Here is a 25,423-nt window from a genome sequence, read left to right as displayed (position 1 = left end):
AAAAAAATGCAAGGTTTTCAGTCATATTTTAGAAAACCTTGCAATATTTTCACAGGGTAGAAATCAATTTTCCCCAATAGTTATGCGGGTTGGACGAGATTTTAAGGGAGGACTAGCTAGTGGTTAGTTAGCGGTCAGATTTTAGAAGCCGTTGAAATTCAGATTTTGCCCGGAGTAGGCTCCTTCGCATCCCAATTCGACGGCTCGTAACCCGAAACCGCGTAATCCCGACGATGGAGGCTGTAACCGTAACCGTCCGCGTCTTCGGGCCAAAGCCCCCGATCCGAGTAAAGTATCGCATCGGAAACCTGATAATAGACGACCGAAGAATCTTTCAAATTCTTGGCGATTTCCAGCGGATTTTCCACGGAGATTTTTTCCCCGCGATTGGAAAGTTTTCCCGCATACTGGAAAATCTGCAGCGATTCGGGCAACTTCCATTTGGCGCGAAATTCTTCCACCGTTACGGGAACCGAAGAAAATCCGTCGGCTGCCGTATAATTGGTAGGAATAAGAACGGCGACTTCCTGCGGCAAAAGCACATTGCTCTCCCCGAATTCAAAACCGACTCCCGAAATTTTCCAACCGACGAATAGCGTATTCAGCATGGCGCGGAGAGTGACGGAAGAATCCGAGTTGTTAACGATTTCCAAAAATTCCACGTCGCCATCAAGAGGATTGTAAAAGACTTCGCTGATGAAAAGCGGCCCCAGGGAAATTTCCGAATTGGCTGCACCCTTTGTCGGTTTTTGCAGCATTCCCTGCTGGCTCGTCTCGTCGGAAAGCGAAATCACGCCCGCAGAATGCCCCGGAAGAACCGCAGCATATTCCAAGCCGGATTCCACGCCAGTCGCCTTTCCCGCTTGCACTTCCCGCAAGTAAACCGCTTCGCCCCGAGCCACAAAGGAAACGCTGTCCAATTCGCCCGATTCATTTTCCAAAGCATCCAGAACGGCATAGCCGCCTGCCGGAATTTTCGTGCCCGCCGGGATGAAACGCACGCTGTCTTTGACATCGGCACGGACGAGTTTCCAACCGCCGATATCCGCTTCCGCAGAACCCGCATTGTAAAATTCTATCCACGATTCCGATTCGCCGCCATGATACGGCATGATTTCGTTGATGCGCACCGACGATGCAGCATAATACGGGTCTTCCGCAGAGCCCGGATTTCCGTTCGGGGTTTTGCTCGCCGCCCAGGATTCCGCATAAGCGGGATTGTCTCCAATGAAAACGAGGGAGCTGCCGTTTCCGTCGGCAAGGCTCGGCCAAGGCGGATTGTTGTCAAAGCGGGCGTCAAAATCCCCCTTCCCGTCCAATTTGATTTCCAAAACATCTCCTGAATTGGAAAGTTTATACCCGGCGTCCCATTGGAAAAGCCGTCCCGTGAAAGAGGGATATTTCTCCCGGAAAAGCGACGCATCTTCCGTCACGACGATAATTTCATCGACATCCAAAGGTTCATCGGGAAAAGAATACTGCACGGCACCGTCCAAACGCAAATTGACCGCCGACATACTGGAAAGCGATTTCCCCGTCAGCTTGAGTTCGACAAATTCCGGATAGCCGGGCGCTGGATTGTACATCAGTTCGGTGCAAGTCATCGCGGCAATTCCCACTTCCCGCGTCTTTCCGCTGCTGCTGTCACTGCAACCGATAAAAGCGAAGGCAAAAGCCGCTGTCAAAGTCACCGTCGAAAACGGTAACCGCCATTCTTTTTTCATGCGAAAACCTCCTTGGAATCTTCAAAATCGCCAGCCAGATAAGGGAAACGCGCGTCACGAAAATCTCGGGGATTTTCATAAACCCGCTTCCATTCGGCGGCAGCATTCCCGAATTTAGAAAACGCTCCATGTTTTAAATTGAACCGGTGAATCAAATCGAGCATCCAGAACGGCACCTGTAAAGCGGGGCACTTCAATTCCAAAACGGCGTTGCAATCCCTTTGAAAAAATCGCGGCAGGCTGGTGGACCACATCTCCGCCGAATCGACGCTGTAATCAAATCCATTTTCTTCGCGAAAGCGCATCCCCATGTCGATTGTCACCCGGGAATATTCCTCGTTCAAGCCAAACCAGGCGCGCCTTTTGTATTGCGTCAAAAGCCTCGGTTGCGCATTATAAATATGCGTTTTGCCGATAAACTGACGCACATACATTTTGTCCGTTTCCGTTTTGCAGGGCCACTCCTCTTCGGGATGGGACCACACAAAAGAAGGATTCACGCCTTTAATCGTTCCTCGACTTTTATAGCCGACATTCGCCACTTTCCGCTTGACTTCAAAATGGAAAGAGCCCTCGTTGTCCGGATGTTCGCCGTAACAGCGCACCCGCATATTGAACCGGTCCAACTTGCCCGCTTTTTTCCAACTAAGAAAAGTCCACCGCGGGGAATCCAGATACAAATTCGTAATCCAGTAAAACCCGCCCGGCGTCTTTTTGGAATAGAAATCCTCTTCGCAATAAGGTTTCAGAAAATCCCCGATTTCGTCGGCGAGGGACACAGGAATGTGATACTTGAGTTCAAACCTTTCAAGCAGACTGAAACCGCGCGCTTCGCTCATTTTTCAGGTCCCGCTTTCAAATGATTGTTCACATCCGTTCTGCCGAGCGCTCCGGTCTGAAAAAGAAGATCCAGATACACGGTAAAAATATTGTCGTCCAATTCCACGATTTTGAGCTGGCTTTCCACAGAGCTCTGCTTGGCGCGCAGCAAAAGAAGGGGATCGTTTCCAGCCCGATTCGCAAAGTCTTCGAATAAAGCACCCTGATCGACCTGTTCCACAAATTTCTGCTGCACTTCCCGCTGGGTGATGAACCCTAGAATTTCTTCGCGGCGGCGTTCCACTTTTTGCGAGACGTCTCGCTTGGTCTTCTGGTAATCCCGTTCGCTTTCTAAGACATCGATTTGCCGTTTTAAATTGCCGGAATTGTCATTGCTGAAAAACGGAAGCCGCACCGCGATGGATGCGTAAAATTTATCCTGCGTTCTGCGGTCGTCATCGGTGCGCTGCAACTGCCACTCTTCAACACAACTCGAACCGCTGCATTCCTTCGTTATCCATTTGTATTTGTAACGCCCGTACACATACTTGTACCCCACGCCGATTTTTGAAATATAATTGCGATCGCTCGCCGTTTCCTGTTCGGCGCGTTTTTCATCCACGGCCCATTTTGCGCGAGCCGTCGCCACCTCGGAATATCTTTCTGCATTCAAAGACATCTCGGTCAGAATTTTTTTCAATTCCTCAATCGACGGTAAAAATGTGGAATCAATATCCACTTCATCGTAGCCTTCGACCCATGAAAGCAGTTTCATTTTAGAATCCCGAATCGCATTGGAGTCGGCGACAAGCTTTGCCGAAATCGACACCTGCTCTTCCAAAGCCGAAACCAGATCCTGCAAACGGAATTCTTCCGAGCCGCTCTGCGCATGCAAAACTTCTATACGATCCGCCGCGATTTGCGAAAGCTGCAAATGCAAATGCAAAATCTGTTGCCACTTGACAAATCGAAGCGCGTGTTCGTAGCGTTCATAAAGGACGAGCGCCCGATCCAGATTCTGGTGCGCCCGCTGGTATTCCGCTTGACTTTTCCAATAAGCATCGTCGGCAGAACCTTCACCAAAGGCTTTCGGCTTGATTTTCAATTCAAAATCGTGTTCCATAAAGCCGAAACCGTCCAATGTGTACTCCAACTCCAAATCGTCCCAAAGTTTGGTCCCTGAACGGTGAGCAATGGCGGACTGTTTTTTCCCCGACGCTTGCAAAACCGGATCGTTTTCCGCAGACGCAATCAGCTTTTCCCAAGTCAGAGGGGTCGCAAAAGCCGACACCGAAAGAACGAGACCCCAAACAGAAAATCTCATTTTTCATCTCCCTGCATCACGGATTCCTTGAAAATCTGGGGAATTTTTGTTTTTTCTGCAATGGAAACCCTTTCGCCTAAAAGCAATCGATTTCCCTGCGGAACCCGAATCGTCACTTCTCGCCCGTAAAGCGGCATATCTACCATTTTCAACAAACGAATCGGAAAAGGCACTATCCGGCTGGACATTCCTAAAATGGCGCCCATCATGTGCTCGCCGCTATTGGAAATGACTTCGACTGCATCGCCGACTTCCAGACGCGCCACAATCTTCTCGTTGATGTAGCCCCGTACAAGAGTCACCTCTTTATGCGTGAGAGTGATAATCGGATTAAAACTCGAAACCTTTTCCCCGTCACGCACATCGACACTGGCGACAATCCAATTTTCCTTGGCGATAATCGTCTGCTCGTCAATCTGCCGTTTAATCATTTCCATTTCGCGATGGAGCGCTTCGATTTCCGCCTTGTTACTCGTTTTCTCCAAACCTTTGCTCCCCCTCAAAAGACGGATCTGCGAAGCTGCATTCGCTTCGGCAACGCGCAATTCCTTTTTGAGATTCCGGATGCTCAACAGGATGCCGCTGTTGCTGTCCGCTTTGACCGAACCGGAAATGCTCTTAAGCTTGGAAGAGAGTGCCTGATTCTGCTGATACTGCGTATTCAGTTTTTCAATTTCCAAATTGATGGTGTTGCGGCGCATATTCAAATCGGATTGGACTTCCGCGACTTTCTGATCGATGCTTGCCGAATTGATGTTTCCGCGCCCTTCGATGGCGTCCAGTTCCCGCTGGAGTTCATTCATGCGCACGGCAAGGGCGGGGCGAGCCAATTCGACCAGAGTGTCGCCCGCTTTGACTTCTTGCCCCGGAATCACGTGAATTTTAACGACTTCCACCGCTTCCGGCATACTGATGATGGTTTCGTCCGCTTCGGCGATTCCCGAAAAAACGATATTCTGTCCGTGAAAACAATACCCGAGAACGACGATAGCTACCACAGCGACAATCCAGGCAAAAAGCATCTTGTGCGATTCAATGGCATGAAAACGAGAAGAATTCAAGTCCGCCAATTCGTCCAATTTCTTAAAAAACATTCCCATCTCCTAGACTTCCGTCGTTGCGTCCTGCATCATAAAGTGAATGTTGGAAACCCCGGGGATTTTCGTCAGCTCTTTGAGCACTTCGTTTGCCGGACGCTTGCGGCGCAAGCGCACCTGGTAGGCGACATCGATGCGTTCGCCGCCATCGACCTCTCGCATTGTAATCAGCACGAAGGTCTTGATATTTGCCCGCAAAACTTTTTCGAGTGCTTCCCGGGAAGCGGAATCGTTTGTCATGGCAAAGCGGAGCATCCCGTCAAAAAAATTCTTGGTGCCGAGACCCGAACGGGAAAGTACAAAAGCGATAACGCAAAAAGTCAGCGTTCCACCCGCAGCGATTCCCCAAGCGAAAACGCCGCAGCCGATGCCCGCACCCAGAGCGGCGAACAAGAACATAATGTCCCGCGGGTCCTTAAAGCTCGTCCGAAAGCGCACAATCGAAAGAGCGCCAAGCATTCCCAAACCGCGACCGACGTTATCGCCAATCGCCTGCATCACGGTGGCGGCCACAACGGAGCTTAGCACCAGCGCCTGGACAAAATTCCGGGAATAGGAAAGTCCCAAAAAAGTGTGTTCGTAGGTAAATCCTATCGCCGTCGAGCATACGAACGCCAAAAGCAGGGTATATACCATTGTGATGACTGTCGGATAAGCGGCGCTGGATTGCACCGTGAGAAGATCTAGCATAAAAAGCTCCAATGTTTGCCTAACTTGAAATTAAATATCCATCTTCCAGAAAACACCCTAAATAAAATTTAAAAAAAGGGTTTAAGCGATTTTTTACGTTCTTTTTGCGTTTTTCGGGAATTTTCGTTCTTTTTTTGGGGGCTTTCAAAAATTCGCGGAAAAGGCAAACCAAAAAGGGCGGATAATCCGCCCCGATTTTCTAAACAAGCAAGACTATTCCGTAGGTCCCAAAGGAGCGTCCGGAACCGACGACGGCTTCGACACCAGGCGCATATAAACAATCCCGAGGATTGCCGACGCGAAACTGCCCGAAAGGATGCCAACCTTGGCCGCGGCAAGAAAAGACGCATGGTCCGCATCGCTGAACGCCAGCCCCGCCACAAACAAAGACATGGTGAATCCGATACCGGCAAGCATTCCTCCGCCCAGAAGAGCTTTCCAGTTCACGCCCGCAGGCAATTTGCAAATCTTCGCTTTAATCGCCGCAAAGGACACAAGGAATATGCCCAGCGGCTTGCCGATTAAAAGTCCCAAGGCAACGGACAAAGTGACAGCACTGATTGCGCCCGGTTCAATCACAACGCCCGCATTTGCCAAAGCGAAAAGCGGCATAATCACAAAATTCACCCAGGGCTGCAAGTGCGTATTCAAGCGTCCCTGCAAAGAACCGCTCTCGCGAGAAGTCCGTTCCAGCATATCCAGAACTTCTTTGCGCTGATCGTTTGTCATCGGGCGATTCGCCTTGACCGCGTCCCCCACAGTCACAATAAGCTTGTCCATGTAGGTCTTGGCGACCATCGGCGTCACTGGAGTCAAAAGCCCGATAATCACACCGCAAATCGTCGGATGCACACCGCTTTGCACAAAGCAGAACCAGGAGATCAAAGCCAGAACCCCATGCACAAAGAAATTGCGGATGCCGACCTTAAAGGAGAGCCAAGTCAAGAAAAGGAATATGGCGGCGATCGCTAGGGCACTCCACTGCACACCACTGGAGTATCCGACAGCCACGACGATAATCGATCCGATATCATCGGCAATCGCCAAAGTCAGAATCATGACCCGAAGTCCATGCGGAATGCGAGAGCCGAGCAAAGCCATGCAACCGACCGTAAACGCAATATCCGTCGCCATCGGAATTCCCCAGCCGTGGTGCGCTGCGGGAGGGCAAATCAACAAATAGATAATCGCAGGAAAAATCATCCCGCCGACGGCAGCCAGAATCGGCAAAAGAGCCTTGCGCACGTCATGGAGTTCCCCCTGCACGATTTCTCCTTTGACTTCCAGCCCGACGGAAAAAAAGAAAATCGTCATCAGGGCGTCGTTCACAAACCAGCCGATGGTCGGAACATGACCGTGCAAAGCCTTGTCGATGCTCCACGGACCTATAGTAAAATTAAAGGGCAGGTTCCAAAAAGCACTGTAGGATTCCGGAGACAGGTTCGCCCACAGAAGAGCCAAAAACGTTACAACAATTAAGCCAATGCCCGCCGTCGATTCCACTTTTAAAAAGCGCTGAACGGGAGCGACAAATTTATCGATAGCCGCATGCGGCATAGCCGTATCGAAAACATTTTTTTCTGCCATCGCGATTCCTTTATAATGAAGGGGACTAAAAAATAAAAAAAGAACGGTCATATCCAATTCCCATTCTAGAAAAAGACGATGAAACGCCTAAAGTCGAAATAGTGCGGCACTTTCGCTTTGTAAAATAAACGCAGCGACTAGATTCACAAATCCGCAAACTAAAAAAACGCGAACGTCATCCTGCGCAGAATAGGCTCTCCGTTCTACAACGGAAAATCTGAAAACAAAAAGTTTCCTCTTCAAGTTGTCGGCAACAAAAAAAGGCCGCCACAAATACGACGGTCTTTTTAAAGGAAAAAATCCTTTGCGACCTTGAAGTCGTATCGGCGCGACGAATCGCAACCGATTTTTCGACTTTGATCAATACAAGTGCGGAGGCGGCCAACGCGGGTTCTTGGAACTCATATCGACCTTGTAGAAATTCTTGCTGTAACGGCCATCGTCTTCACCGTAGAGGCGCATGACATAGCGAGACATCCACTTGGCGATTTTCAGGACGGTAAGCTTGTGGCGCAAGCGGCCTTGGCAATCCCGGTTCGTAATATCGGGCAAAGTATTCGTCGTCAAAATTTCGTCGATAGCCGGACTGTTCAGCTTTTCACGGGCTTCCGGGCTGGAATTAAAATGCGAAACGCAGAAGCAGACCCGATTCGGTTTGCCGGTCTTCAAGTAGTCGCAGCAACGGACAATCGTCGAACCCGTGCGAACCATATCGTCGAACACGATGACATCCTTGCCTTTCAGGTAATCCAGTTGCACTTCGCTATCCGGAGAAAGCGACATGCTGACTTCCCGTTCGCCGGAACGCACCTTGCTCATAATGACGCGTTTGCACTTCGGCAATTCCAAAGCGTCGAACATCGCATTCACAAACGGAGTCGCCCCTTTATCCGGAGCAACGATGACCAGATTGTCGCCGTCTTTGCCGGTCTGGACAAAATTCGACGTCTTGATGTAATGCGCATACACTTCCGTCGGTATCATGTTGTGGAAATGCCCGCCGAAAATATCGCCGTAAAGATTCTGGACCTTGACCGAATGGTTGTGCACCGTCACCACAGCATCTACACCGGAAGTTTTGAGAAGCTGGGCGTAAAGGAGGGCGGTGAACGGCTGGCCGTCAAACTTTTTCAAGTCCGAAAGCGGGCGGTCCTTTTCCAAATCGCCAAAGCGATGAGCGCCGCGATCCTGTGCACTGTAAAACAAATCCGGTTCAATCAAAACAACGCTTTTAGCTCCGTTCTCTTTGGCAGCACGGGCTAGAATACAAGCGCGCATAGCAAGATCGTTGCGGCTCCACTCGTGGGTAGTGGACGAGCAGATGAGCACAATCTTGCCTTCCAAGCGCTTGCCGATATTTTCATCGTCGAAAACATCCAGCATGTAACGCGGACAGAATTCGGTATTCGCATAAGTTTTGAGCGAAACGGTATCGGAAATATCTTCGCGAAGCCCGATATACTGCGCCATATCTATCGCAAACGGGTCGTCCGTAAAGGTTCCTGTAACTATGAATCGATCTTGCATCCGGGAAATCCTTTTTTAAAGGTGTAACAAAGATAAAAAAAGGCAAAAGCACTAACGCGCTTTCGCCTAAAATTTTCGGATTAACCGCTGCCTTTTTTAAAAGCCGGCTTACTTGATAGAAATCGGACAGGCTTTGGTTTGCCAAATTTCCTTGGCATACTGTTCGATGGTGCGGTCCGAACTGAACTTGCCCATGCGAGCGGCGTTGAGAATCGCCATTTTCGCCCACTTGTCCTTATCCGCATAAGCCTTAGCGACTTTTTCCTGACATTCGACATAGGAGCGGAAGTCCGCAAGCAGCAGGAACGGATCGCTCGAAAGGAGCTTTTCCACAATCGGGCGGAAGGTTTCCGGATGGTCCGGGCAGAAGAATCCGCTGTTGATGAGATCCAGCACGCGACGCAGATCGTCGTCCTTTTCGTAGAAGTCGCGCGGACGGTATCCCTTCGCCAAAAGTTCCTGGACATCTTCGACGGTAAGGCCGAAGAGGAAGAAATTGTCCGCGCCAATCTCTTCGCGCATTTCCACGTTGGCGCCGTCGAGAGTGCCAATCGTCAGCGCGCCGTTCATGGCGAACTTCATATTGCCCGTACCAGAAGCTTCCGTTCCGGAAGTCGAAATCTGTTCGGAAAGGTCGGCAGCCGGAATGATTTTTTCGGCGAAGCTCACGCGGTAATTTTCCAAGAAAATCATCTGGAGCTTGCCCTTGCAATCCGGATCGCTGTCGATAATAGCGCCCACGGCGTTGGCAAGGCGAATAATCTGCTTGGCCATCCAGTAGCCCGGAGCGGACTTGCCACCAATCATCACGGTGCGGGGCGTCACCTTCTTGCCGTCCTTGATTTGGAGGTAAAGGTGAATGACGTGGAGAATATTCAACAGCTGGCGTTTGTATTCGTGAATGCGCTTGACCTGAATGTCGAAGAGGGTGTTCACATTGACATCCACATTTTGCGTTTGCTTGAGATACGCCGCCAGACGCTTCTTGTTTTCCAATTTGACCGCCATAAATTCCTTGCGGAACTTGGCATCTTCGGCAAACTTTTCGAGCTTTTTGATTTCGCTGAAATCCTTGACCCAGTTGTCGCCGATTTTAGAAGAAACCAGAGCGGACATCGCCGGATTCGCCTTGCGCACCCAACGCCGCGGCGTCACGCCGTTCGTCTTGTTGTTGAACTTTTCCGGCCAGAACTCGAAGAAGTCCTTGAAGAGGCTCGTTTTCAAAAGATCGCTGTGGAGAGCCGCCACGCCGTTCACCGCATAGGAACCCACAATGGAAAGGTAAGCCATGCGAATCATCTTTTCTCCGCCTTCCTGAATCAGAGACATCCGGGAAAGGCGCGCCGTGTCGCCCGGCCACTTGAGGGAAACCTTTGCAAGGAAGCGAGCGTTAATTTCGTAAATAATCTGCAAATGACGCGGCAGAAGCTTTTCAAAGAAGCTCACCGGCCACTTTTCCAAAGCTTCGGGCATGAGCGTGTGGTTCGTGTAAGCAAAGGTATGCGTCACGATGTCCCAAGCTTCGTCCCATTCCAAGCTTTCGTCGTCCAAAAGAATGCGCATCAGTTCCGCAATGGAAATCGCCGGATGCGTATCGTTCAACTGGATGGCGACCTTGTCCGGGAAAAGCTTCCATTCGCCGTCATGCAACTTTTTGAAACGGCGGACAATGTCCTGCAAAGAAGCGGCGCAAAGGAAATACTGCTGGCGCAAGCGCAAGATTTTTCCGTTCACGGAGGAATCGTTCGGGTACAAGACCTTCGAAATCGTTTCCGAAAGCTCCATATCCTGGACTGCGGCCAAGTAGTCGCCATTATTAAAATAGGCAAGTCCGAATTCGTCGGCACTCTGCGCACTCCAAAGACGGAGGTTGTTCACCGTGTTATTGCGGTAGCCGGGAATCGGCGTGTCATACGGCAGAGCCAGCACGTAATCCTTCGTTTCCCAACGGTTGCGAAGCTTGCCTTTGTCGTCCGTCCAGGTCACCACGTAACCGCCGAACGGCACCTTAATCGCATTGGCCGGGCGAGCGATTTCCCACGGGTTCGGCAGGCGAAGCCAGTTGTCCGGCAGTTCTTCCTGCTGGCCGTCTTTAATCTTCTGGTTGAACATGCCGTATTCATAGCGAATGCCCATACCCGTCGCCGGGAGTTCCAAAGTCGCCATCGAATCGAGGAAGCAAGCGGCCAAGCGGCCAAGTCCGCCGTTGCCAAGCCCCGCGTCCACTTCTTCTTCGCGAAGTTCTTCAAGGGTCATGCCCAGTTCGGCAACCGCTTCTTCCACAGCGCTTTCCACATCCAAATTCAAAACGGAATTGCCCAGGGTTCGGCCAATCAAAAATTCCAGAGACAGGTAGTAAACGCGCTTGACGTCCTTTTCGTAATAGGTTTCCTGCGTCTTGATCCAGCGATCGATCAGGCGGTCGCGCACAGCATATGCCACGGCCAAAAATTTTTCGTGTTTTGTCACCGTGTGTTCATCACGGGCAAGAGAATGGTGAATGTGATTATCAAAAGCGTTCTTGAAAGCCTGGACAGTATTTTCCAGAACTTCGGAATGTTTCTTGGACGGTTCTTTTTTTGCCATAAGTCACCTTTGCAAAGTTTTAAATTTTCCCCAAAGATAGAAAATTTCTTAAAATGCCGTTTACAAAACGGCATTTGCGCTGTAAATCGGGCAACGACGGCGTTTGGTTCTCTGTGCATCGACCAGCTCAGCAACCGGCGGTCCCTGAGTTTATCGAAGGGCAGGGACCGGTTGTCAAACCGGTCGAAGCGCACTAACCTAAGTTCAGAAAACCAGGCGAAAGGAAAAGTGATCCGTAAATAGTGGATAGTGGCCAGATAGACAATTCGGACTGACAACTGGAAACTAACAACTGATAGCTGACAACAAGTTACTCTAAAGCAACCGATTTTCGATGGGATCGATTTTTTAGAAGAGATTTTTGTAAAAAGAAAGAAAGAAATTGGTCCGCTTTTGTTTACGCTTTACTACATTTATTTTCAACAATGGATTCTAAATCAACAATTCACAAACAGAAGGAAAACAATGAACCGCATTTTCAAAATTTTCGCCCTGGTCGCTGTAGCAGCGACCCTGTCCTTTGCCGGCGGAGAATTTCATTTCGGCGCCCGAGCCGCCGGAACATTCGGAACCTGGTGGGGAGATGACACCGAAGACATCCCTTGGGGATTCGGATTTAACGCCGGTCTTACGGGCGGGATCGAAATTCTTCCCGTATTCGCCGTCACTCCTGAAATCGACATCGCCCTCCGCCGTGTTTCCGAAGACGACGCAACCGTTCGCCAATGGTATTTGGAAATTCCCGTTTTGGCCCGCGTGACCCCAATTCCGCAATTCTATTTGGAAGCAGGTCCCACCTTCGCATTCAACTTGTCCTCCGAAATCGAAGAGGAAGTCGGCGACGTAGAGGTTACAGCAGATCTCGACGACTATATAAGCACCTTTGAATTCGGCCTCGCTTTGGGTGCTGGCTGGTCCGTCATTCCCAATTTGGACGTCAATTTCCGCTTGATGCTGGGCCTCACCTCTATTGCGGAAGATTACGAAGAAGAAGACTATTCTTATTCCCCGGATGTTCAAAACCTGCGCCTGTCCATTGGCGCGACCTACTGGTTCCTGTAACCAGAGCCGCTATTTTAGGAAGCTCGTCTGCATGGCGGGCTTTTTTTGTAAAGGAATTCGCTAAAACAGCTTCGGCGATGCTTCGACTGACGGTCCCTGCCCTTCGGCAGGCTCAGCAACCGTTGGTTGGCGTGCTTCGATGGGCTCAGCAACCATGCTTTGACGGGTTCAGCAACCGCTTGTCGAACCAATCGAAGGGCGACAGGTTCACAAGAGTGGCGCATTCCCCCGCCCGAATTTTGCGTGAGGGATAGTTACCCGGATGGGCGGAGACGCTTGCGGCTCCGTTGCGGAAAGGCTTTTGCCTTGGAGCAATATAGCCCGACCCGCGAAAGCGGGGCACGCCCAAAAAAGAACTCCCGCCAATGAGGGTCAATGGAACTTCAGGTAACGAAACGCGTATTTGGCCAGTTCCAACGGCATTCCGAATATGAATTTTTTGCCCGACTGGAGATAGGACCGGATCAGTTTATACACGCGAATCTGGTCGTCGCGGGTCTGGGACAGCAAAAAGCGGCGGAACTTCATCAACCGCAAGTGCTTTTGCCCAAAGTTTTCGCGGCAAAGTTTTTCGTAGAGGCGCAAGGACGATTCTGAAAGTTCCCCCGCGCGAAGCCCGTCGCCCACGACCGCCGAAGCTAAAAGCCCCGCGCGCATCGCCGTCGCAATGCCGCCGCCCGTCAAGGGATTTGTATGGTGCGCCGCGTCGCCGACAAGCAAGAAGCGGTCTTTGACAGTCCGTTCCAAATTGCCGGAAACGGGAATGAGTCCGCCAACTACGTGATTTTCTACGACTTTCGCATTCGGGAACAATTTTTTCAGCCAGTCGAACGCCACTTCTTCTATGCACTTGTCGGATTTTGTCGAAATCAAAAAGCCAGCACCGAAATTCGTCACGTTGCTTTTCTCTTTCGGAAAACTCCAGATATAGCCGTCGTTAATGTAATCGACGCCCTGCCAAAAGGTGAGGTAATCGGGCTTTGTCAAAATCCCTTCGACTTGAATATCGACGCCGGTGCAAGTCGTCGCCGGTTTCTGGAGGGTGTTCAAGCCGACCATGCGCCCGATGCGGCTTTCCACGCCGTCGGCGGCGATGACCATTTTCGCTTGGATGAATTCGGTTCCTCGGGAGGTTTCCACGGTTACTGTACGATAGCCGTTCTGCACTTCGCCCACCGCAGAAGCCCGAGCGTTCGTCTCGACTTCCGCGCCGTCTTCCTCGGCCAAATGCGCAAGCCACGGGTCAAATTTTTCGCGGTTCAGCATCACGCCGACGCCCGGCATTTTGCAGTCGAGTTCCACACCGCCCGGACCGTAAACATAGAGCCCGTTCAATTCCGTTTCGATGCAGTCCGGTTCAATCGGGCCGAATTCTTCCTGGAGACGTTCCAATTTGGTGCTGGCTTCACCGCAACGCACAGGATAACCGATTTTTTCCCGCTTTTCAATCAGCAAAACCGAAAAGCCCTGCTTTGCCAAATTCCTTGCCGCAACGCTCCCGCCAGGGCCCGCACCGATAACCAGCACATCATAAGAAGACTTTTTCATTCTTCGACCTCCCGCAGCGTCAGCGCTCCCGCCGGGCACGCCTTGCAGCACAAACCGCAGCGCACGCATTTCGCATCATCGATTTGCAAATCCAGGCCAAACATATCCAGAGCCATCGATGCGCACACTCCGACGCAGCCCGCGCATTCCAGGCATTTTTCCCGATCGTGATACAACTTTTTCATTCGGCTACCTCAAAATCTTCGGTGAAAAAAATCGCGAGCGACAGAGCGATGCTTCGCCAAGCCAGTCAAGGCGCAAGCGACAAGAGCCGTCATGGCAAAGAATAAAACGACAAGAAAATGAATTTTTAGAGGCAGCCATGATGGGAAATATAGAATCTATTTGTTCAAATAAGTCCCCCAAAGACGGTGACCCCTTTGAGTCTTTCAATCGCCTATTTTAAAATGCCGGAGCCAAGAAGACCAAAAGTCTCTTTTTTCAATGCGACTCGCCCGACATCACCAAGGCATCTTTAAAGAAATTCTATATTTCTGCATTTCAGTGGGCTTTGTTCAAAAGCCCAAAGATTTTTTTGTTTTTAGGAGTTTTAATGGCTATCCAAAATTCAAAGCGCGGCATTTTGATCAGCATGACGCCCTATGAAAAGAGAATTGCCGTGATGGAAGGTGGAGATCTCGCTGAACTGGTTGTGGAAAGCGCAGAATCCAATCGTGTCCTCGGCAATATCTACAAGGGGGTCGTGCAAAAAGTACTTCCGGCGCTAAAGGCCGCATTTATCGACATCGGGCTTGAAAAGGCCGGTTTTCTTCATCAGGAAGACGCAATCGACCGCAACATCCTCCTTTCCCGAGAATATGGGGACAAGGACGACGACGAAGCCGTGGGCGAGGAACTTTCCATCGACCAGATTCTCCACGAAGGACAGGAGATTATGGTTCAAGTGGTCAAGGAGCCCATCAGCACCAAGGGTGCCCGTTTGACAACGCACCTGAGCTTTGCCGGTCGTTTTCTCGTCTGCATGCCGAACACCAACTTTATCGGCGTTTCCAAGCGGGAACGCGACCCCAAAAAGCGCCGGGAATTCAAAAAGGTCGTGCGCCGCCTGAAAGGACCGGATGTCGGCTACATCGTCCGCACCAACGGACTCTCTGAAAGCGAATTGGAAATTTCCAAGCAGATGCGCGAACTGGAAGCCAAGTGGGAAGAAACCAAAACCAATTTCGAAAACCAGCCCGCCGAGACCTGCATTTTCAAAGAATCCGACTCCGTGGCCCAGACCATTCGCGAGTACTTTAGCGACAACACGGATTACGTCTATGTCGATGACCGCGACGAATACATCGCGATTCGCAAGGAGCTGCAAAAGCTGTCCTCCGACAAAATCAACAAGGTCAAACTCTGGACTTCCAAAGAAAGCCTGTTCGAATATTTCAAAATCGAAGACGACTACGCCCGTTCCCTGCAACGCTCCGTCCCGCTTCCCCACGGCGGCAACCTGGTGATTGACCAGACCGAAGCACTCGTCGCCATCGACGTGAACACGGGTCCCAAAGTTTACGGCAAGGATCAGGAAAAAATCATCTTTGAAACCAACATCGACGCCTGCTACGAAATCGCCAAGCAGCTTCGCCTGCGCGACATCGGCGGACTGGTCGTCATCGACTTTATCGACATGGAACTTCAGGAAAACCGCGACGCGATTTACCAGGAATTCCGCAAGGCCATTCGCAAGGACAAGGCTCCGATTACGCCGACGCCGCTTTCGCAATTCGGCCTGATGGAAGTGACCCGCAAGCGCGTGCGCACCAACCTGATGACCGAAAAGACCCATGTCTGCCCGATTTGCCGCGGAACAGGACACGTTTTCCGTTTGGAAACGACCCTTTCCGCCATCGACCGCTGGCTCTCGCGCGCCCGCTCCAAAGGCAAGCTCAAAAAGGTCAAAATGGTCGTCAGTTCCGAAATGGTGGATCTCCTTTGCAAAGACATGGCGCGGATGTTCCACTACCTGGAATACAAGCACGAACTCCAGCTGGAACTGGTCGAAGACGACAAGATGTATCCGAGCCAGTTCTACATGTTCAACGACAAGGACGAAGACATTACGGAAGAATACAATTTCGTGTAGCCTTCCATTAAAACAGCAAAAGCCCTGCGGAAATTCTGCGGGGCTTTTTTTGATTTGGGAATTATGGATAATCTTCCACCAAATACTCTTAATTAAATTTTTTTCTTCAAAACAAGAATTTCTTTTCACAAGATGAATTTTTTCTCGCAGAGTGCGAGGTGCTCGCTTTCCCATGAGCCTTGGAAGCTCCGCTTCCTTTAGGCGAATTGTGCAGCGCCGCGGCTGGCGGAAGGGATAAGGGGGCTTCTGAGTTGACGCGTTGCGTCCGCGGCTGCGGCTCAGTAATGCCTTCAAGCAAGCTTGCGGCGCAACGTTCGCCTTGCACGCTTTTGCGAAGGCTCCCTTCCAGGGACAATTCGTCTAAAAGAGTAAAACTCTTAAGACTCATGGGCAGCCCCTTTTCCCTTCACCCTATCCCCCGCCACGCTTTGCTGTGGGAAATTTTGGATTCTGGGGCGGAATAAGATGTGTTACGTTACGAGAAGGTGAACTTCTTCAAGCGGGGCTTTTTCTTTCACTCAATTATCAGTTCCAACTCCCAACCGGTCCCTGCCCTTCGGGCAGGCTCAGAATCCGCTAGTTAGTGCACCTCGGCAAGCTCGGTAACCGCTTGTCGAACTGGTCGAAGGCCCCCAACTTCTAATCCCTAGTCGCTAATCACTTCTCTCTAATCCCTAACCTTGAATTTCGGTTTGTACACAAGAGAAACGACTTCCAGCCGTTTTGCTTTTGCGCAATCGTCTTGGCGAGAAGCGAAAAAAATGAGAAGTCAGCTCCCAGTGAAATTTCAAAACGAATCAATTCATCATTTCGTTTTGAAACCTTTTGTGCCATTTTGAAATATCCGCGCCTTTCTTTTCGGCGAATCCATTTGATTTTAGCGAACCGGCTTTGTTTGGCACGGCTTTTGCTTTTAACAGGAACGAAAACAAAAAAAAGGAGATACACTATGTACAACACACAAATCATTCCGACTCGTTTCTTTGGACTGGATCGCTTTATGGACGCTTTTAATGGCGATAACGCCAATCTGCCTCGTGCTGCGGTCGTCGAAAAAGATGGCGTCTATACGTTGGAAATCGATCTTCCCGGCGTCAAAAAGGAAAACATCGACGTCCATGTTGAGGGCGATTCGCTTTCCATCAAGGCGGTTCGCAAAACGGAAACCTCGCAGGCGTCTTACGAGCGCACCTTCAAGCTCGCCAAAGACTTGGATCCTTCTACAGCGGAAGCGGCTTTTGAAGACGGCGTTTTGAGCTTCAGACTGTCGAAGAAACCGGCGGAAGAAAAACGCAAAATCGCAATCAAGTAAGCAATCGATTAAAAGTGAAAATTGAAAAAAGGAGATGAATATGTTACTGACCAAGATGCTTCCTACAAATATCTTTGGATTGAACGACTGGTTCGATTCGCTCAATGAAGACGTCAAATCCTGCGATACTTGCTCGCCGCACGCTTCCGTTTCGGAAAAGGGCGGAATCTACACTTTGGAAGTAGAACTTCCCGGCGTAAAAAAGAGCGATATCGACGTCGATGTGCAGGGCAATACGCTTTCTGTTCGAGCCGTTCGCAAAAAAGCCACATCCGAAATCAAGTTCGAACGGGCGTTCAAATTGTCCGAGGATTTGAATCTGGAAAATATCGACGCCTTTTTGGAAGATGGCATTCTGTCTTTCAAATTCGTCAAGAAGCAGAGCGCACAACCGCACAAGCTGGAAATCCAGTAAATCCCAAGATTTCACAAAGACCGCAGGCAAATACCGGCGGTTTTTATTTTAGTAGAATGTGCTTTAGGGCAATCGCGTTTACGATTTGATGCCACTATCCCTATGTTCTTTGGGCACTCCCAACCTCTCGCGGACTTCTTTTCCCTCGGCTCATCCAGCTTAAAACCAGATTTTGCCATACGACATAAAATGTCGGGCAAAGAGCGGCAATGGGTCCCGCATAAAGTTGGGCAAGCCAAATGACGAGCATCGTATTTTTTTGTCCCATGCTTTGCGAGCCTTCAATCGGATGTGACTTCCGTTCGCATACCCAACCCAGAAAAAAGAGCAGAACGCACAGGGAAAGGGAAAGCAGGGCTGTCTTTTGAAAGTCGCCGGCTTCCCACAATTTCTGGACTCCCATCGCCCGGACATCGTAGCTCGCTTTGGAAAGCAGAATGAAGACATTGAAAATCCAGATGAACATCGTGTATTTTTGGAGCTTTTCGATTTTGTCGGCGACTTCGGGGTAAAAACTGCGAAGCCCAAGCGCAATAGCCAAAGGAATGGTGATAATCGGCTGGATTGAATTGAAAATCGTTTTGGAAAGCCCCATGAAATCCAGATGTTCCATACCGACGGGTGGCGGGCAAAAGTAGCCGAAAATCAGAGGAATCGAAAAACAGGCGAAGATGCTTCCGACCAGAAAAATTTTGAGAGCGAGAATGGGATTGCCACCGAGCATTTTGGTCATGACAGGCGCCGAGTTCGCCGGCGGACACAAGCAAATCAACATGCCGCCCAGTACGATGGGAAGCGAAAGCCCGAAAAATTTTTTCATGCCAAGCAGACAGCCGCACAGGAAAATTCCCATCAAGAGCGCCCGGAGTTCGATTTTAAAAGTGTAACCGTGTTTTTGCGGAGGCACTTTAGAAACAAAAGTCAAAGCCATCATCAGGCCGATGAAAAATGGCATCAGAGGAGAAAGAATATGCGCTTGCGGCAGCAAAACGCCTAAAAGAATCGCAAGCAGCATTAAAATGGAACGCAATTTCGCCATAGTGCGCCGAAAGTTAGTTAAATTGGGGCGAGAAATGATACTTTCGCGCTATAAAGACATCCCGACGGCAGGAACCGTCGTCAAAAAGAAATCATCCAATCCGATGATCTTTTTGATTCGGGGTTATCTCATCCTGATCGTCCTGGGAACCATTCTTTTAAAATGCCCGTTTTCGCTGAAGCAGGAACTCTCTTTTGTGGATGCTTTTTTTACGGCGACTTCGGCGGTTTGCGTGACGGGGCTTTCCGTCATCGACATCGGCAACGTCCTCTCTTATACAGGACTCTGGATTCTGGCCGCGCTTATTCAGGTCGGCGGTTTGGGAATCATGACGTTTTCAACGGCGATTTTGCTTTTTTCGGGAATCCGACCCGGATTCAATCAGCAGGCTCTTTTCAAGTCGGGATTCACTTCGCAAGAAGACATAGAACCTAAAAAAATTCTGATTGCGATTTTGCCGTTTACCTTTGTTCTCGAAGGGCTAGGGACGGCCTCCCTGTTTACCCAGTTCGGCGACCTTCCTTTAGACGAACGCATCCTCTATGCGGTGTTTCATTCCGTGAGCGCATTCTGCAATGCGGGATTTTCACCGTTCGCCAATTCTTTGACGGACTACCAGTTCAATCCTGTAGTGAACACGGTGATAATGCTGATGGTTCTTTCGGGGGGCGTCGGCTTTTTGGCAATGTCGGAAATCAAGAATCTTTTCAATTTTTCGACGCGGGCAATTCAAAAAATCTCGTTGCATTCCAAAATCGTCCTGCTCTCGACGGCGATTATATCCTTGATTGAGCTCTTTTCGATTTTCGCTTTGGAATGGAATGGCGCTTTTTCCAGTCTAAGTTTTGGGCAAAAATTGCAATCCTCGGCGTTTATCGCATTCTCTTCCCGAACAGCGGGATTCAACAGTTTCGACATGCTTTCGCTGCGGGAGACCAGCGTAATCATTTTAATTATCTGCATGTTCATCGGGGCGAGTCCCGGCAGTTGCGGCGGAGGCGTCAAAACGACGACGGCGGCGGTAATTGCGATTCTCGGAATCAACCGCTTGTTTGGGCGGGAACGGACTCAAATTTTAGGGCGGACAATCCCCGAAGAAACCGTAGGCAAAGCGATTCGGGTCGTTATCGTCTATATTATTTTGACGTTCGTGGGAACCTTGGTTCTGCTGTTGACGGAATTTCCCGGGACATCGGTCGGGTCGTCGCCGTCGCACTTGCTGGTTGTCTTTTTTGAAGTGACCAGTGCGCTTTCTACTTGCGGACTTTCGTTGGGGCTAACTCCGGAGCTTTCCATCTTTGGCCGGATTTTTGTTTGTATTTTTATGTTCGTCGGGCGTATGGGCGCGCTCTTCCTGATTTCCGCAGTGATTCAAAAGAAAGAAGGCGGTGCCTGGTATGCGGAAGAAGACATTATGGTAGGTTAATATGGCCAAAAAACAATTTATCATCATCGGGCTAGGCAATACGGGAATTTTCCTGGCCAATCATTTGACAAGTCTCGGCTGCGAAGTCCTTGCCGTCGACAATACTCCCGAAAAAGTGCAAGATATCACCCAGAACGTAGCGCAGGCCGTCGTCGCCGACACGACTCGCAAAGCGCAGCTTTCGGCCCTTCCCGTGACCAAAGTGGACGCAGTAATTTGCTGCATCGGAGCCGACCTGGAAGCCTCCCTTTTGACCATTCTGAATTTGAAGGAATTAGGTGTCAAACACATCATTGCCAAAAGTTCCAGTTCCCAGCACACTTCTATTCTGGAACGCTTCGGGGTTTCGGATATTTTCCAGCCAGAAAGGGACATGGCGATATCCTTGGCGGAACGCTTGATTCACCCGAATATGCTCGACCGCTTGCCTTTTCTGGAAGGATTCTCGATAATCGAAATCGTATGCCCGAAAAAGTTCAAGGACAAAACTCTAAAAGAACTGGCGCTCACCGCCAAATACGGCATTCAGATTATCGCGATTCGGGATCCGCTGCAACCTCACGCGCTTATCGGCAACTTGGCGGATTACCAGATCAAGGAAAACGACATCCTTTTCGTGCTGGGGCCGGACAGCGTCCTGAACGACTTGCCCGATTGACGGGAACCCCTTTTTGAATTTCGGATTTTGAACGAGGGCAGCGTTCAAGACGCAGCCCATTATCGTATTCCATCGTGCTCCTCTAAAAATGGCTTTGGTGAATGCTTCGGCAGGCTCACCAACCGGCGGTTCCTGAGTTTTGGTTAGTGAGCTTGTCGAACTAATCGAAGGGCACCAACCATGCTTCGACTAGTTCGGCAACCGATTTTTTGAAAATGGATTTTTAAAGCCGCCCATAATAATATGTTTGCGCATTGGCGCCGATTTTGTGTAATTTACCAATATGCAAGAATCGCTACAGCTGAAATCCATTACTATTCGCAATCTCCGTTCCATCCGAGAAGAGACTTTTCCTCTCAGCGATTTTACGGCTTTAATCGGTTACAATAATGCAGGCAAAACAAATATCCTGATGGGGATTCGTTGGCTTCTGTTTCGATCGTCGCTGAACAATTCCTATTTCGACAATCCCAGCCAGCCTGTCGAAGCCGAAGGACTTTTTGCCGGCGTTTCCGAAACGATTCTCGGCAAGCTGGAAGAAGACGAGCGCAAAGTGATTACGCCTTTTGTAAAAGACGGCAAAGTGCGCGTGCAGAGATCTCAAAAACTTCCGGGAGAAAATTCCGCCGACGTGGAATTTTGGGTTTTGGATTGGCAAGGGGCGAACGGGCGCGGCGAATGGGTAAAAGCGCCTTTCGGTTTTGAAGAAGCTTTTTCCCGAATTTTCCCGCCGCCGATTCAAATTTGGGATTTTGAAGGCGACAAGGCTTTTGCCAAACTGTTGAATGAAATTTTCAAGCCGTTAGAGCGACGACTGGGCAAAGAATTCAACGAGTTGATACAAAAATTCAGTACGCTGCTCGATGCGCAAAGCGATTCCCGAGCCGAGGAGTTTAAACTTTTTGAACGCGGAATCAATCAGAAGCTGCGTCCGCTTTTCCCATCGGTCAATGTTCGGCTGGATATTCCGGCCCCGACCCTCGACACCTTCCTTTCTTCGGCGCAGCTGAACGTTTTCGACGAGGACGACGGCTTTGAACGGGACATTCAGTTGATGGGCGCCGGTTCCAAACGAGCGATTCAGATGGCACTTATCCGTTACTTGGACCAAGTGAAAAAGCACCATCACAATCACTACTTGAGCCGAACTCTTTTGCTCATCGATTCTCCAGAACTTTTTTTGCATCCACAGGCGGTCGAGCTGGTGCGGGTCGCCTTAAAAAATCTTTCCAACGAGGGATATCAGGTTGTATTTGCCACGCATTCCGCGCAGATGGTAACGAGTGAAGATGTCAGCACGTCCCTTCTGATTCGCAAAAACAAGGAACGCGGGACTTTTATGCGCCGCCGGATGGAAGACGCCGTACATTCGGTGATTAACGATGCGCAAGCGCAGCTGCAAATGCTTTTTTCCCTGTCCAATTCCAACGAACTGCTTTTTGCGGACTACGTTCTTTTGACCGAAGGAAAAACGGAATGGCGGGTTTTGCCTACACTGTTTGAAAAAATGACGGGACTCTCTTTTGCTCTGATCCGTTGTGCTCTGGTTCATCAAGGCGGGGTCAGCAATACCCGAAAAAGTATGCAAGTACTGTCGGCCATGGATTTGCCCGTCCGGGCGATTGTCGATTTGGATTACGCGTTCAACAATGCCCAACAAGATGGATTCATCTCTCGCGACGATCCGGATGTGGAATACTGTAAATCCCTGTTTCGGGAGCTCGCCTTGCAGGAACACATCCGCCTGGTCCATGGAATCCCGGTCAGCAAAAAATCGCGGGTCAGTGCAAGTGAAGCTTATGCCATGATGGCCGCTCTGCCCGAAGCGCAAAAACCTTTAAAAAACATCCATCGGAAATTGGCCGATATCGGAATCTGGGTCTGGACCCGAGGAGCCATCGAGCAGCATCTCGGTTTGAACGGCAAGAACGAGCACGTCTGGCATCAATTTACAGAACGCGTCCGGCGAGAAAATCCGCACCGGTTCCTGCCGAATTACAACGAAATCCGTTCTCTTTGCGATTGGATTATCGAAGGAGCCAAAGGATTACAGTAAGTGCTTACTCCACGAGGCGGAGCGGCATCAACAGAAACATGCTGTTCATGTCGGAACCGACAGGCTCGATGATGCTCGCCGCAACAGGACCGTTCATCTTTAAAACGACATCGTCGCTCTGGCAAAGCTTCAGAACTTCGAGCAAGTATTGCCCGTTGAAACCGATGCAGAAAACGCCTTCGCCTTCGTGCATAATGGAAATCGCTTCCGTGGAATCGCCTCCCACATTCGGGTCGTTGGCGGACAGCTCCATCTGGTTCCCGTCGATTTGCAAGCGAATCATGCGAGTGCGGATATTCGCCATGGAAAGCACCGTGGTGATTTTATTATACAGATCCGTGCGATTGACCTGAATCGTCCGTTGGAAATTGGTCGGAATAACCGCGTCGTATTTGGGATACGGGCCTTCGATGAGCTTGGAAATAATCTGAACGCCTTCGCTGGCAAAAAGAATGTAGGTGTCCGAAATACGGACTTCGATAGCCGCTTCGGGAGAAACGCTTTTCAACGCGTATTGCATGGCTTTGGGCGGAATGATGACACCTTTATCCAACGCGGCGTCTTCGACATCGATGAAGGATTTTCCCAGACGATGCCCGTCCGTCGCCACCATAATCAGCTTGCCATCCTTGATTTCGATAAATGCCCCGTGCAAGCTCAGGCGGGTCGGGTCCGTAGAAATCGCAAACAGCGTTTTGGAGGCCAGAAATTCCAGTTCGCTTTTTCCCAGCTGGAACGAAGAACCGTCATCCACCTCGGGAAGCACCGGAAAATCGCTAACGTCAAATCCCGTAATCGAAGCCTTGCCCCGTTCGCTCCAGCGAATCGTGACCAGATAATCGACAACTTCGACGGCAATGGTTTCGATTTTCGGATCGATAAGGCTTTTGACTAAATCCAAGAGCTTATGGGCATTGACAACGACCGCGCCATCGATTTCCCCTTGAACGTCCAGTCGAACGCGAATTCCCAAATCCAAGTCCGTAGCGCAGACTTCCAACGAGTTGCCTTCGAGCCGGAGGGAAAAATTATTCAGGACTTGAATGGTGGCTTTATTCGGCACCGCTCCGATGACCATATTCAGGGCGGCGAGAAATTTTGTCTTTTCAATCTGAAATTTCATGAGTTCTCCTTAATTCCTGACCATGACAAAAGCAATCCAAGCGACGACCACAATGACGGCAAGGATAGCGATGCCCGCGGAACTCATTTTGTTTCGTTTCGGCGGAGTAAAGTGCTTGGCGTCCTGCTTTGCTTTTCTGCGTTCTCTACGGCTCATAAAAAAATCTCCATATTTTTTTCAAGCTAAAAACTATTATTTTATTGGGAAAAATGGAAAAAGGATTTGAAAAATATGACCGAAACTTGGAACAAGATTAAATCCGGTGCTTTGAATTGCGCCAGTACCATGCTGAACAAAGTGTCCATCGCCACCGAAGAATCGCGTTTGAAATCCAAATACGAAGCTTTGGGGCGACGCCTGCTGCCCGCATTGGAAAACGACGCTTTGGATGAACTCAAAAACGATCCCGATGTGGTGGAGCTCGTGGGCTGCATCTCGGAAATGCGCAAACGGATTCGCGACATGAAAAAACAAGAGAAAAATGGTTTTCATCTTTAGGACGTTCGTTGAAAAAACTGAAATTTCACATCTTTTCGAAAAAAACGGGCAAGGTAAAATCGAAACGGATCCCTCTGTGGAAACCGATTTTTTGGATTGTCGCCGCCCTGGTCGCCATTTGCGGTTTCGTTTTCTTTTCTCCGCTTCAAATTTGGGAAAAGGTCAGCGACGGCACGCTGGTGGATTTGCGAGCGCAGAACCGGTCGATTCGGCAGAACATCAAAACGCTGAAGGAAAACAACGACAGCGCAGAAAATTATCTGACTCGAACGGCAAACCACCAGGACAGCGTTTACAAAATCGGAGGCATTCCCTTGCCGACATCTTCGGATTCGTCGGATTCCGTTTACAGGCAAGAGCGTACAGAAGCGCTTTTTCAGACTTATAAAACTTATTCCGCATTCCGCAAGGCGTTGAACGACAATAAAAATCTGGCAGAAGCGATTCCGGTTTTACGACCGCTCAAAAAAAAGACATACATTACCAATCGCTTTGGCATCGTATTCGATCATTTTACGGATCAGGAACTGCCGCATCGCGGAGTGGATTTTTTCGCAGAAGAGGGCGACACCGTTATTGCGCCCGGAGCGGGCAAAGTCATAGAAATCCGCGCCCACCGAGGATTTGGCCAGACCTTGAAAATCCAGCATTCCGACCGGATTCGCACATTCTATGCGCACCTCGACCGGGTTCTTGTCAAGCAAGGAGAAACCGTTCGGCGCGGTGAACCGATTGCCATTGCGGGGCGTTCGGGCAGGACTGCCGGTTCCGTACTGCATTATGAAATTCGCATGGACGGCGAACCCATCAATCCAGAAGATTATTTTATCGAACGGTAAT

General features: G+C 50.0%; 22 protein-coding genes. 9 read left to right on the top strand and 13 right to left on the bottom strand.

All coding sequences use genetic code 11. From position 1 onward, the window contains the following. Positions 1 to 158 precede the first annotated feature (158 nt). The 8 genes from B5D40_RS08405 to B5D40_RS08365 all read right to left on the bottom strand — a co-directional run bounded on the left by B5D40_RS08405 (position 159) and on the right by B5D40_RS08365 (position 11,354). Positions 159 to 1,724, bottom strand: coding sequence for a lamin tail domain-containing protein (locus tag B5D40_RS08405; RefSeq protein WP_078776567.1), 1,566 nt, complete (start codon positions 1,722 to 1,724; stop codon positions 159 to 161). Continuing rightward, positions 1,721 to 2,563, bottom strand: coding sequence for a polyphosphate polymerase domain-containing protein (locus B5D40_RS08400; RefSeq protein ID WP_073305975.1), 843 nt, complete (start codon positions 2,561 to 2,563; stop codon positions 1,721 to 1,723). The genes B5D40_RS08405 and B5D40_RS08400 overlap by 4 nt, the downstream gene beginning before the upstream one ends. After that, positions 2,560 to 3,867: a TolC family protein gene (locus B5D40_RS08395; RefSeq protein WP_078776566.1), complete on the bottom strand. Its 1,308-nt coding sequence runs from the start codon at positions 3,865 to 3,867 to the stop codon at positions 2,560 to 2,562. Before B5D40_RS08395 ends, B5D40_RS08400 begins: the two co-directional genes overlap by 4 nt. After that, positions 3,864 to 4,961, bottom strand: coding sequence for an HlyD family secretion protein (locus B5D40_RS08390; protein ID WP_143394476.1), 1,098 nt, complete (start codon positions 4,959 to 4,961; stop codon positions 3,864 to 3,866). Before B5D40_RS08390 ends, B5D40_RS08395 begins: the two co-directional genes overlap by 4 nt. 9 nt (positions 4,962 to 4,970) lie before the next feature. After that, a complete protein-coding gene (locus B5D40_RS08385; RefSeq protein WP_073305978.1) occupies positions 4,971 to 5,654 on the bottom strand; it encodes a DUF4956 domain-containing protein in 684 nt (227 codons plus the stop codon). Between the two features lie 213 nt (positions 5,655 to 5,867). Beyond that, positions 5,868 to 7,241: a Na+/H+ antiporter NhaA gene (nhaA, locus tag B5D40_RS08380; RefSeq protein WP_233134307.1), complete on the bottom strand. Its 1,374-nt coding sequence runs from the start codon at positions 7,239 to 7,241 to the stop codon at positions 5,868 to 5,870. Positions 7,242 to 7,601: 360 nt separating this feature from the next. Beyond that, the gene (locus B5D40_RS08370; protein ID WP_073305980.1) at positions 7,602 to 8,768 is read right to left on the bottom strand and encodes a ribose-phosphate diphosphokinase; all 1,167 of its coding nucleotides are present in this window, start codon (positions 8,766 to 8,768) and stop codon (positions 7,602 to 7,604) included. 108 nt (positions 8,769 to 8,876) lie between these two features. Beyond that, positions 8,877 to 11,354 (bottom strand): glycogen/starch/alpha-glucan phosphorylase, encoded by a 2,478-nt coding sequence (locus B5D40_RS08365; RefSeq protein WP_078776564.1) that lies wholly within the window; start codon positions 11,352 to 11,354, stop codon positions 8,877 to 8,879. A gap of 465 nt (positions 11,355 to 11,819) precedes the next feature. On the opposite strand from B5D40_RS08365, the gene B5D40_RS08360 reads away from it, so the two are divergent. Beyond that, complete coding sequence (locus tag B5D40_RS08360; protein WP_143394477.1) at positions 11,820 to 12,416, top strand: porin family protein; 597 nt, start codon at positions 11,820 to 11,822, stop codon at positions 12,414 to 12,416. 372 nt (positions 12,417 to 12,788) lie between these two features. Here B5D40_RS08360 and B5D40_RS08350 read toward each other — a convergent pair whose 3' ends face one another. Together B5D40_RS08350 and B5D40_RS08345 are read right to left on the bottom strand one after the other, a co-directional pair. Then, on the bottom strand, positions 12,789 to 13,964 hold the full coding sequence (locus B5D40_RS08350) for a geranylgeranyl reductase family protein (RefSeq protein WP_078776561.1): 1,176 nt from the start codon (positions 13,962 to 13,964) through the stop codon (positions 12,789 to 12,791). After that, a complete protein-coding gene (locus B5D40_RS08345; RefSeq protein ID WP_073303573.1) occupies positions 13,961 to 14,149 on the bottom strand; it encodes a 4Fe-4S binding protein in 189 nt (62 codons plus the stop codon). Before B5D40_RS08345 ends, B5D40_RS08350 begins: the two co-directional genes overlap by 4 nt. A 368-nt stretch (positions 14,150 to 14,517) precedes the next feature. On the opposite strand from B5D40_RS08345, the gene B5D40_RS08340 reads away from it, so the two are divergent. From B5D40_RS08340 to B5D40_RS08320, 3 genes are all read left to right on the top strand, one after another. Further along, on the top strand, positions 14,518 to 16,056 hold the full coding sequence (locus B5D40_RS08340) for an Rne/Rng family ribonuclease (RefSeq protein WP_078776560.1): 1,539 nt from the start codon (positions 14,518 to 14,520) through the stop codon (positions 16,054 to 16,056). A gap of 949 nt (positions 16,057 to 17,005) precedes the next feature. Continuing rightward, a complete protein-coding gene (locus B5D40_RS08325) occupies positions 17,006 to 17,368 on the top strand; it encodes an Hsp20/alpha crystallin family protein (RefSeq protein WP_073303570.1) in 363 nt (120 codons plus the stop codon). Between the two features lie 40 nt (positions 17,369 to 17,408). Beyond that, complete coding sequence (locus B5D40_RS08320) at positions 17,409 to 17,783, top strand: Hsp20/alpha crystallin family protein (protein WP_073303569.1); 375 nt, start codon at positions 17,409 to 17,411, stop codon at positions 17,781 to 17,783. A 100-nt stretch (positions 17,784 to 17,883) separates the two neighbouring features. On the opposite strand, the gene B5D40_RS08315 is transcribed toward B5D40_RS08320, so the two are convergent. After that, entirely contained in the window at positions 17,884 to 18,822 is a 939-nt protein-coding gene (locus tag B5D40_RS08315; protein WP_078776556.1) for a bile acid:sodium symporter family protein, read from the bottom strand. A 34-nt stretch (positions 18,823 to 18,856) separates the two neighbouring features. Between B5D40_RS08315 and B5D40_RS08310 the strand changes: the two genes are divergently transcribed. The 3 genes from B5D40_RS08310 to B5D40_RS08300 all read left to right on the top strand — a co-directional run bounded on the left by B5D40_RS08310 (position 18,857) and on the right by B5D40_RS08300 (position 22,962). Continuing rightward, positions 18,857 to 20,248, top strand: coding sequence for a TrkH family potassium uptake protein (locus B5D40_RS08310; RefSeq protein ID WP_078776555.1), 1,392 nt, complete (start codon positions 18,857 to 18,859; stop codon positions 20,246 to 20,248). A gap of 1 nt (position 20,249) precedes the next feature. Beyond that, positions 20,250 to 20,906 carry a potassium channel family protein gene (locus B5D40_RS08305; protein WP_073303565.1) on the top strand — a complete coding sequence of 219 codons (657 nt, stop codon included), beginning with the start codon at positions 20,250 to 20,252 and terminating at the stop codon, positions 20,904 to 20,906. A 283-nt stretch (positions 20,907 to 21,189) separates the two neighbouring features. Beyond that, a complete protein-coding gene (locus B5D40_RS08300) occupies positions 21,190 to 22,962 on the top strand; it encodes an ATP-dependent nuclease (protein ID WP_078776554.1) in 1,773 nt (590 codons plus the stop codon). A 4-nt stretch (positions 22,963 to 22,966) separates the two neighbouring features. Here the strand turns inward: B5D40_RS08300 and dnaN are convergent, their stop codons facing one another. Then, positions 22,967 to 24,085: a DNA polymerase III subunit beta gene (gene dnaN / locus B5D40_RS08295; RefSeq protein ID WP_078776553.1), complete on the bottom strand. Its 1,119-nt coding sequence runs from the start codon at positions 24,083 to 24,085 to the stop codon at positions 22,967 to 22,969. A 9-nt stretch (positions 24,086 to 24,094) separates the two neighbouring features. Beyond that, positions 24,095 to 24,241 (bottom strand): hypothetical protein, encoded by a 147-nt coding sequence (locus B5D40_RS15650; RefSeq protein ID WP_158222164.1) that lies wholly within the window; start codon positions 24,239 to 24,241, stop codon positions 24,095 to 24,097. Between the two features lie 75 nt (positions 24,242 to 24,316). On the opposite strand from B5D40_RS15650, the gene B5D40_RS08285 reads away from it, so the two are divergent. Both B5D40_RS08285 and B5D40_RS08280 read left to right on the top strand, forming a co-directional pair. Then, positions 24,317 to 24,583: a hypothetical protein gene (locus tag B5D40_RS08285; RefSeq protein ID WP_073303560.1), complete on the top strand. Its 267-nt coding sequence runs from the start codon at positions 24,317 to 24,319 to the stop codon at positions 24,581 to 24,583. Positions 24,584 to 24,591: 8 nt separating this feature from the next. Next, entirely contained in the window at positions 24,592 to 25,422 is an 831-nt protein-coding gene (locus B5D40_RS08280; RefSeq protein WP_158222165.1) for a M23 family metallopeptidase, read from the top strand. Position 25,423: the final 1 nt, after the last annotated feature.

The sequence above is a fragment of the Fibrobacter intestinalis genome, assembly GCF_900167415.1.
Classification (GTDB): domain Bacteria; phylum Fibrobacterota; class Fibrobacteria; order Fibrobacterales; family Fibrobacteraceae; genus Hallerella; species Hallerella intestinalis.
The sequence above is the reverse complement of the archived record's forward strand: the minus strand, read 5'-3'. Positions and strand labels throughout refer to the sequence as shown.

Coding starts and splice junctions, on each gene's coding strand:
- B5D40_RS08405 (WP_078776567.1), bottom strand. CDS start 1,724: ATGAAAAAAGAATGGCGGTTACCGTTTTCGACGGTGACTTTGACAGCG.
- B5D40_RS08400 (WP_073305975.1), bottom strand. CDS start 2,563: ATGAGCGAAGCGCGCGGTTTCAGTCTGCTTGAAAGGTTTGAACTCAAG.
- B5D40_RS08395 (WP_078776566.1), bottom strand. CDS start 3,867: ATGAGATTTTCTGTTTGGGGTCTCGTTCTTTCGGTGTCGGCTTTTGCG.
- B5D40_RS08390 (WP_143394476.1), bottom strand. CDS start 4,961: ATGTTTTTTAAGAAATTGGACGAATTGGCGGACTTGAATTCTTCTCGT.
- B5D40_RS08385 (WP_073305978.1), bottom strand. CDS start 5,654: ATGCTAGATCTTCTCACGGTGCAATCCAGCGCCGCTTATCCGACAGTC.
- nhaA (WP_233134307.1), bottom strand. CDS start 7,241: ATGGCAGAAAAAAATGTTTTCGATACGGCTATGCCGCATGCGGCTATC.
- B5D40_RS08370 (WP_073305980.1), bottom strand. CDS start 8,768: ATGCAAGATCGATTCATAGTTACAGGAACCTTTACGGACGACCCGTTT.
- B5D40_RS08365 (WP_078776564.1), bottom strand. CDS start 11,354: ATGGCAAAAAAAGAACCGTCCAAGAAACATTCCGAAGTTCTGGAAAAT.
- B5D40_RS08360 (WP_143394477.1), top strand. CDS start 11,820: ATGAACCGCATTTTCAAAATTTTCGCCCTGGTCGCTGTAGCAGCGACC.
- B5D40_RS08350 (WP_078776561.1), bottom strand. CDS start 13,964: ATGAAAAAGTCTTCTTATGATGTGCTGGTTATCGGTGCGGGCCCTGGC.
- B5D40_RS08345 (WP_073303573.1), bottom strand. CDS start 14,149: ATGAAAAAGTTGTATCACGATCGGGAAAAATGCCTGGAATGCGCGGGC.
- B5D40_RS08340 (WP_078776560.1), top strand. CDS start 14,518: ATGGCTATCCAAAATTCAAAGCGCGGCATTTTGATCAGCATGACGCCC.
- B5D40_RS08325 (WP_073303570.1), top strand. CDS start 17,006: ATGTACAACACACAAATCATTCCGACTCGTTTCTTTGGACTGGATCGC.
- B5D40_RS08320 (WP_073303569.1), top strand. CDS start 17,409: ATGTTACTGACCAAGATGCTTCCTACAAATATCTTTGGATTGAACGAC.
- B5D40_RS08315 (WP_078776556.1), bottom strand. CDS start 18,822: ATGGCGAAATTGCGTTCCATTTTAATGCTGCTTGCGATTCTTTTAGGC.
- B5D40_RS08310 (WP_078776555.1), top strand. CDS start 18,857: ATGATACTTTCGCGCTATAAAGACATCCCGACGGCAGGAACCGTCGTC.
- B5D40_RS08305 (WP_073303565.1), top strand. CDS start 20,250: ATGGCCAAAAAACAATTTATCATCATCGGGCTAGGCAATACGGGAATT.
- B5D40_RS08300 (WP_078776554.1), top strand. CDS start 21,190: ATGCAAGAATCGCTACAGCTGAAATCCATTACTATTCGCAATCTCCGT.
- dnaN (WP_078776553.1), bottom strand. CDS start 24,085: ATGAAATTTCAGATTGAAAAGACAAAATTTCTCGCCGCCCTGAATATG.
- B5D40_RS15650 (WP_158222164.1), bottom strand. CDS start 24,241: ATGAGCCGTAGAGAACGCAGAAAAGCAAAGCAGGACGCCAAGCACTTT.
- B5D40_RS08285 (WP_073303560.1), top strand. CDS start 24,317: ATGACCGAAACTTGGAACAAGATTAAATCCGGTGCTTTGAATTGCGCC.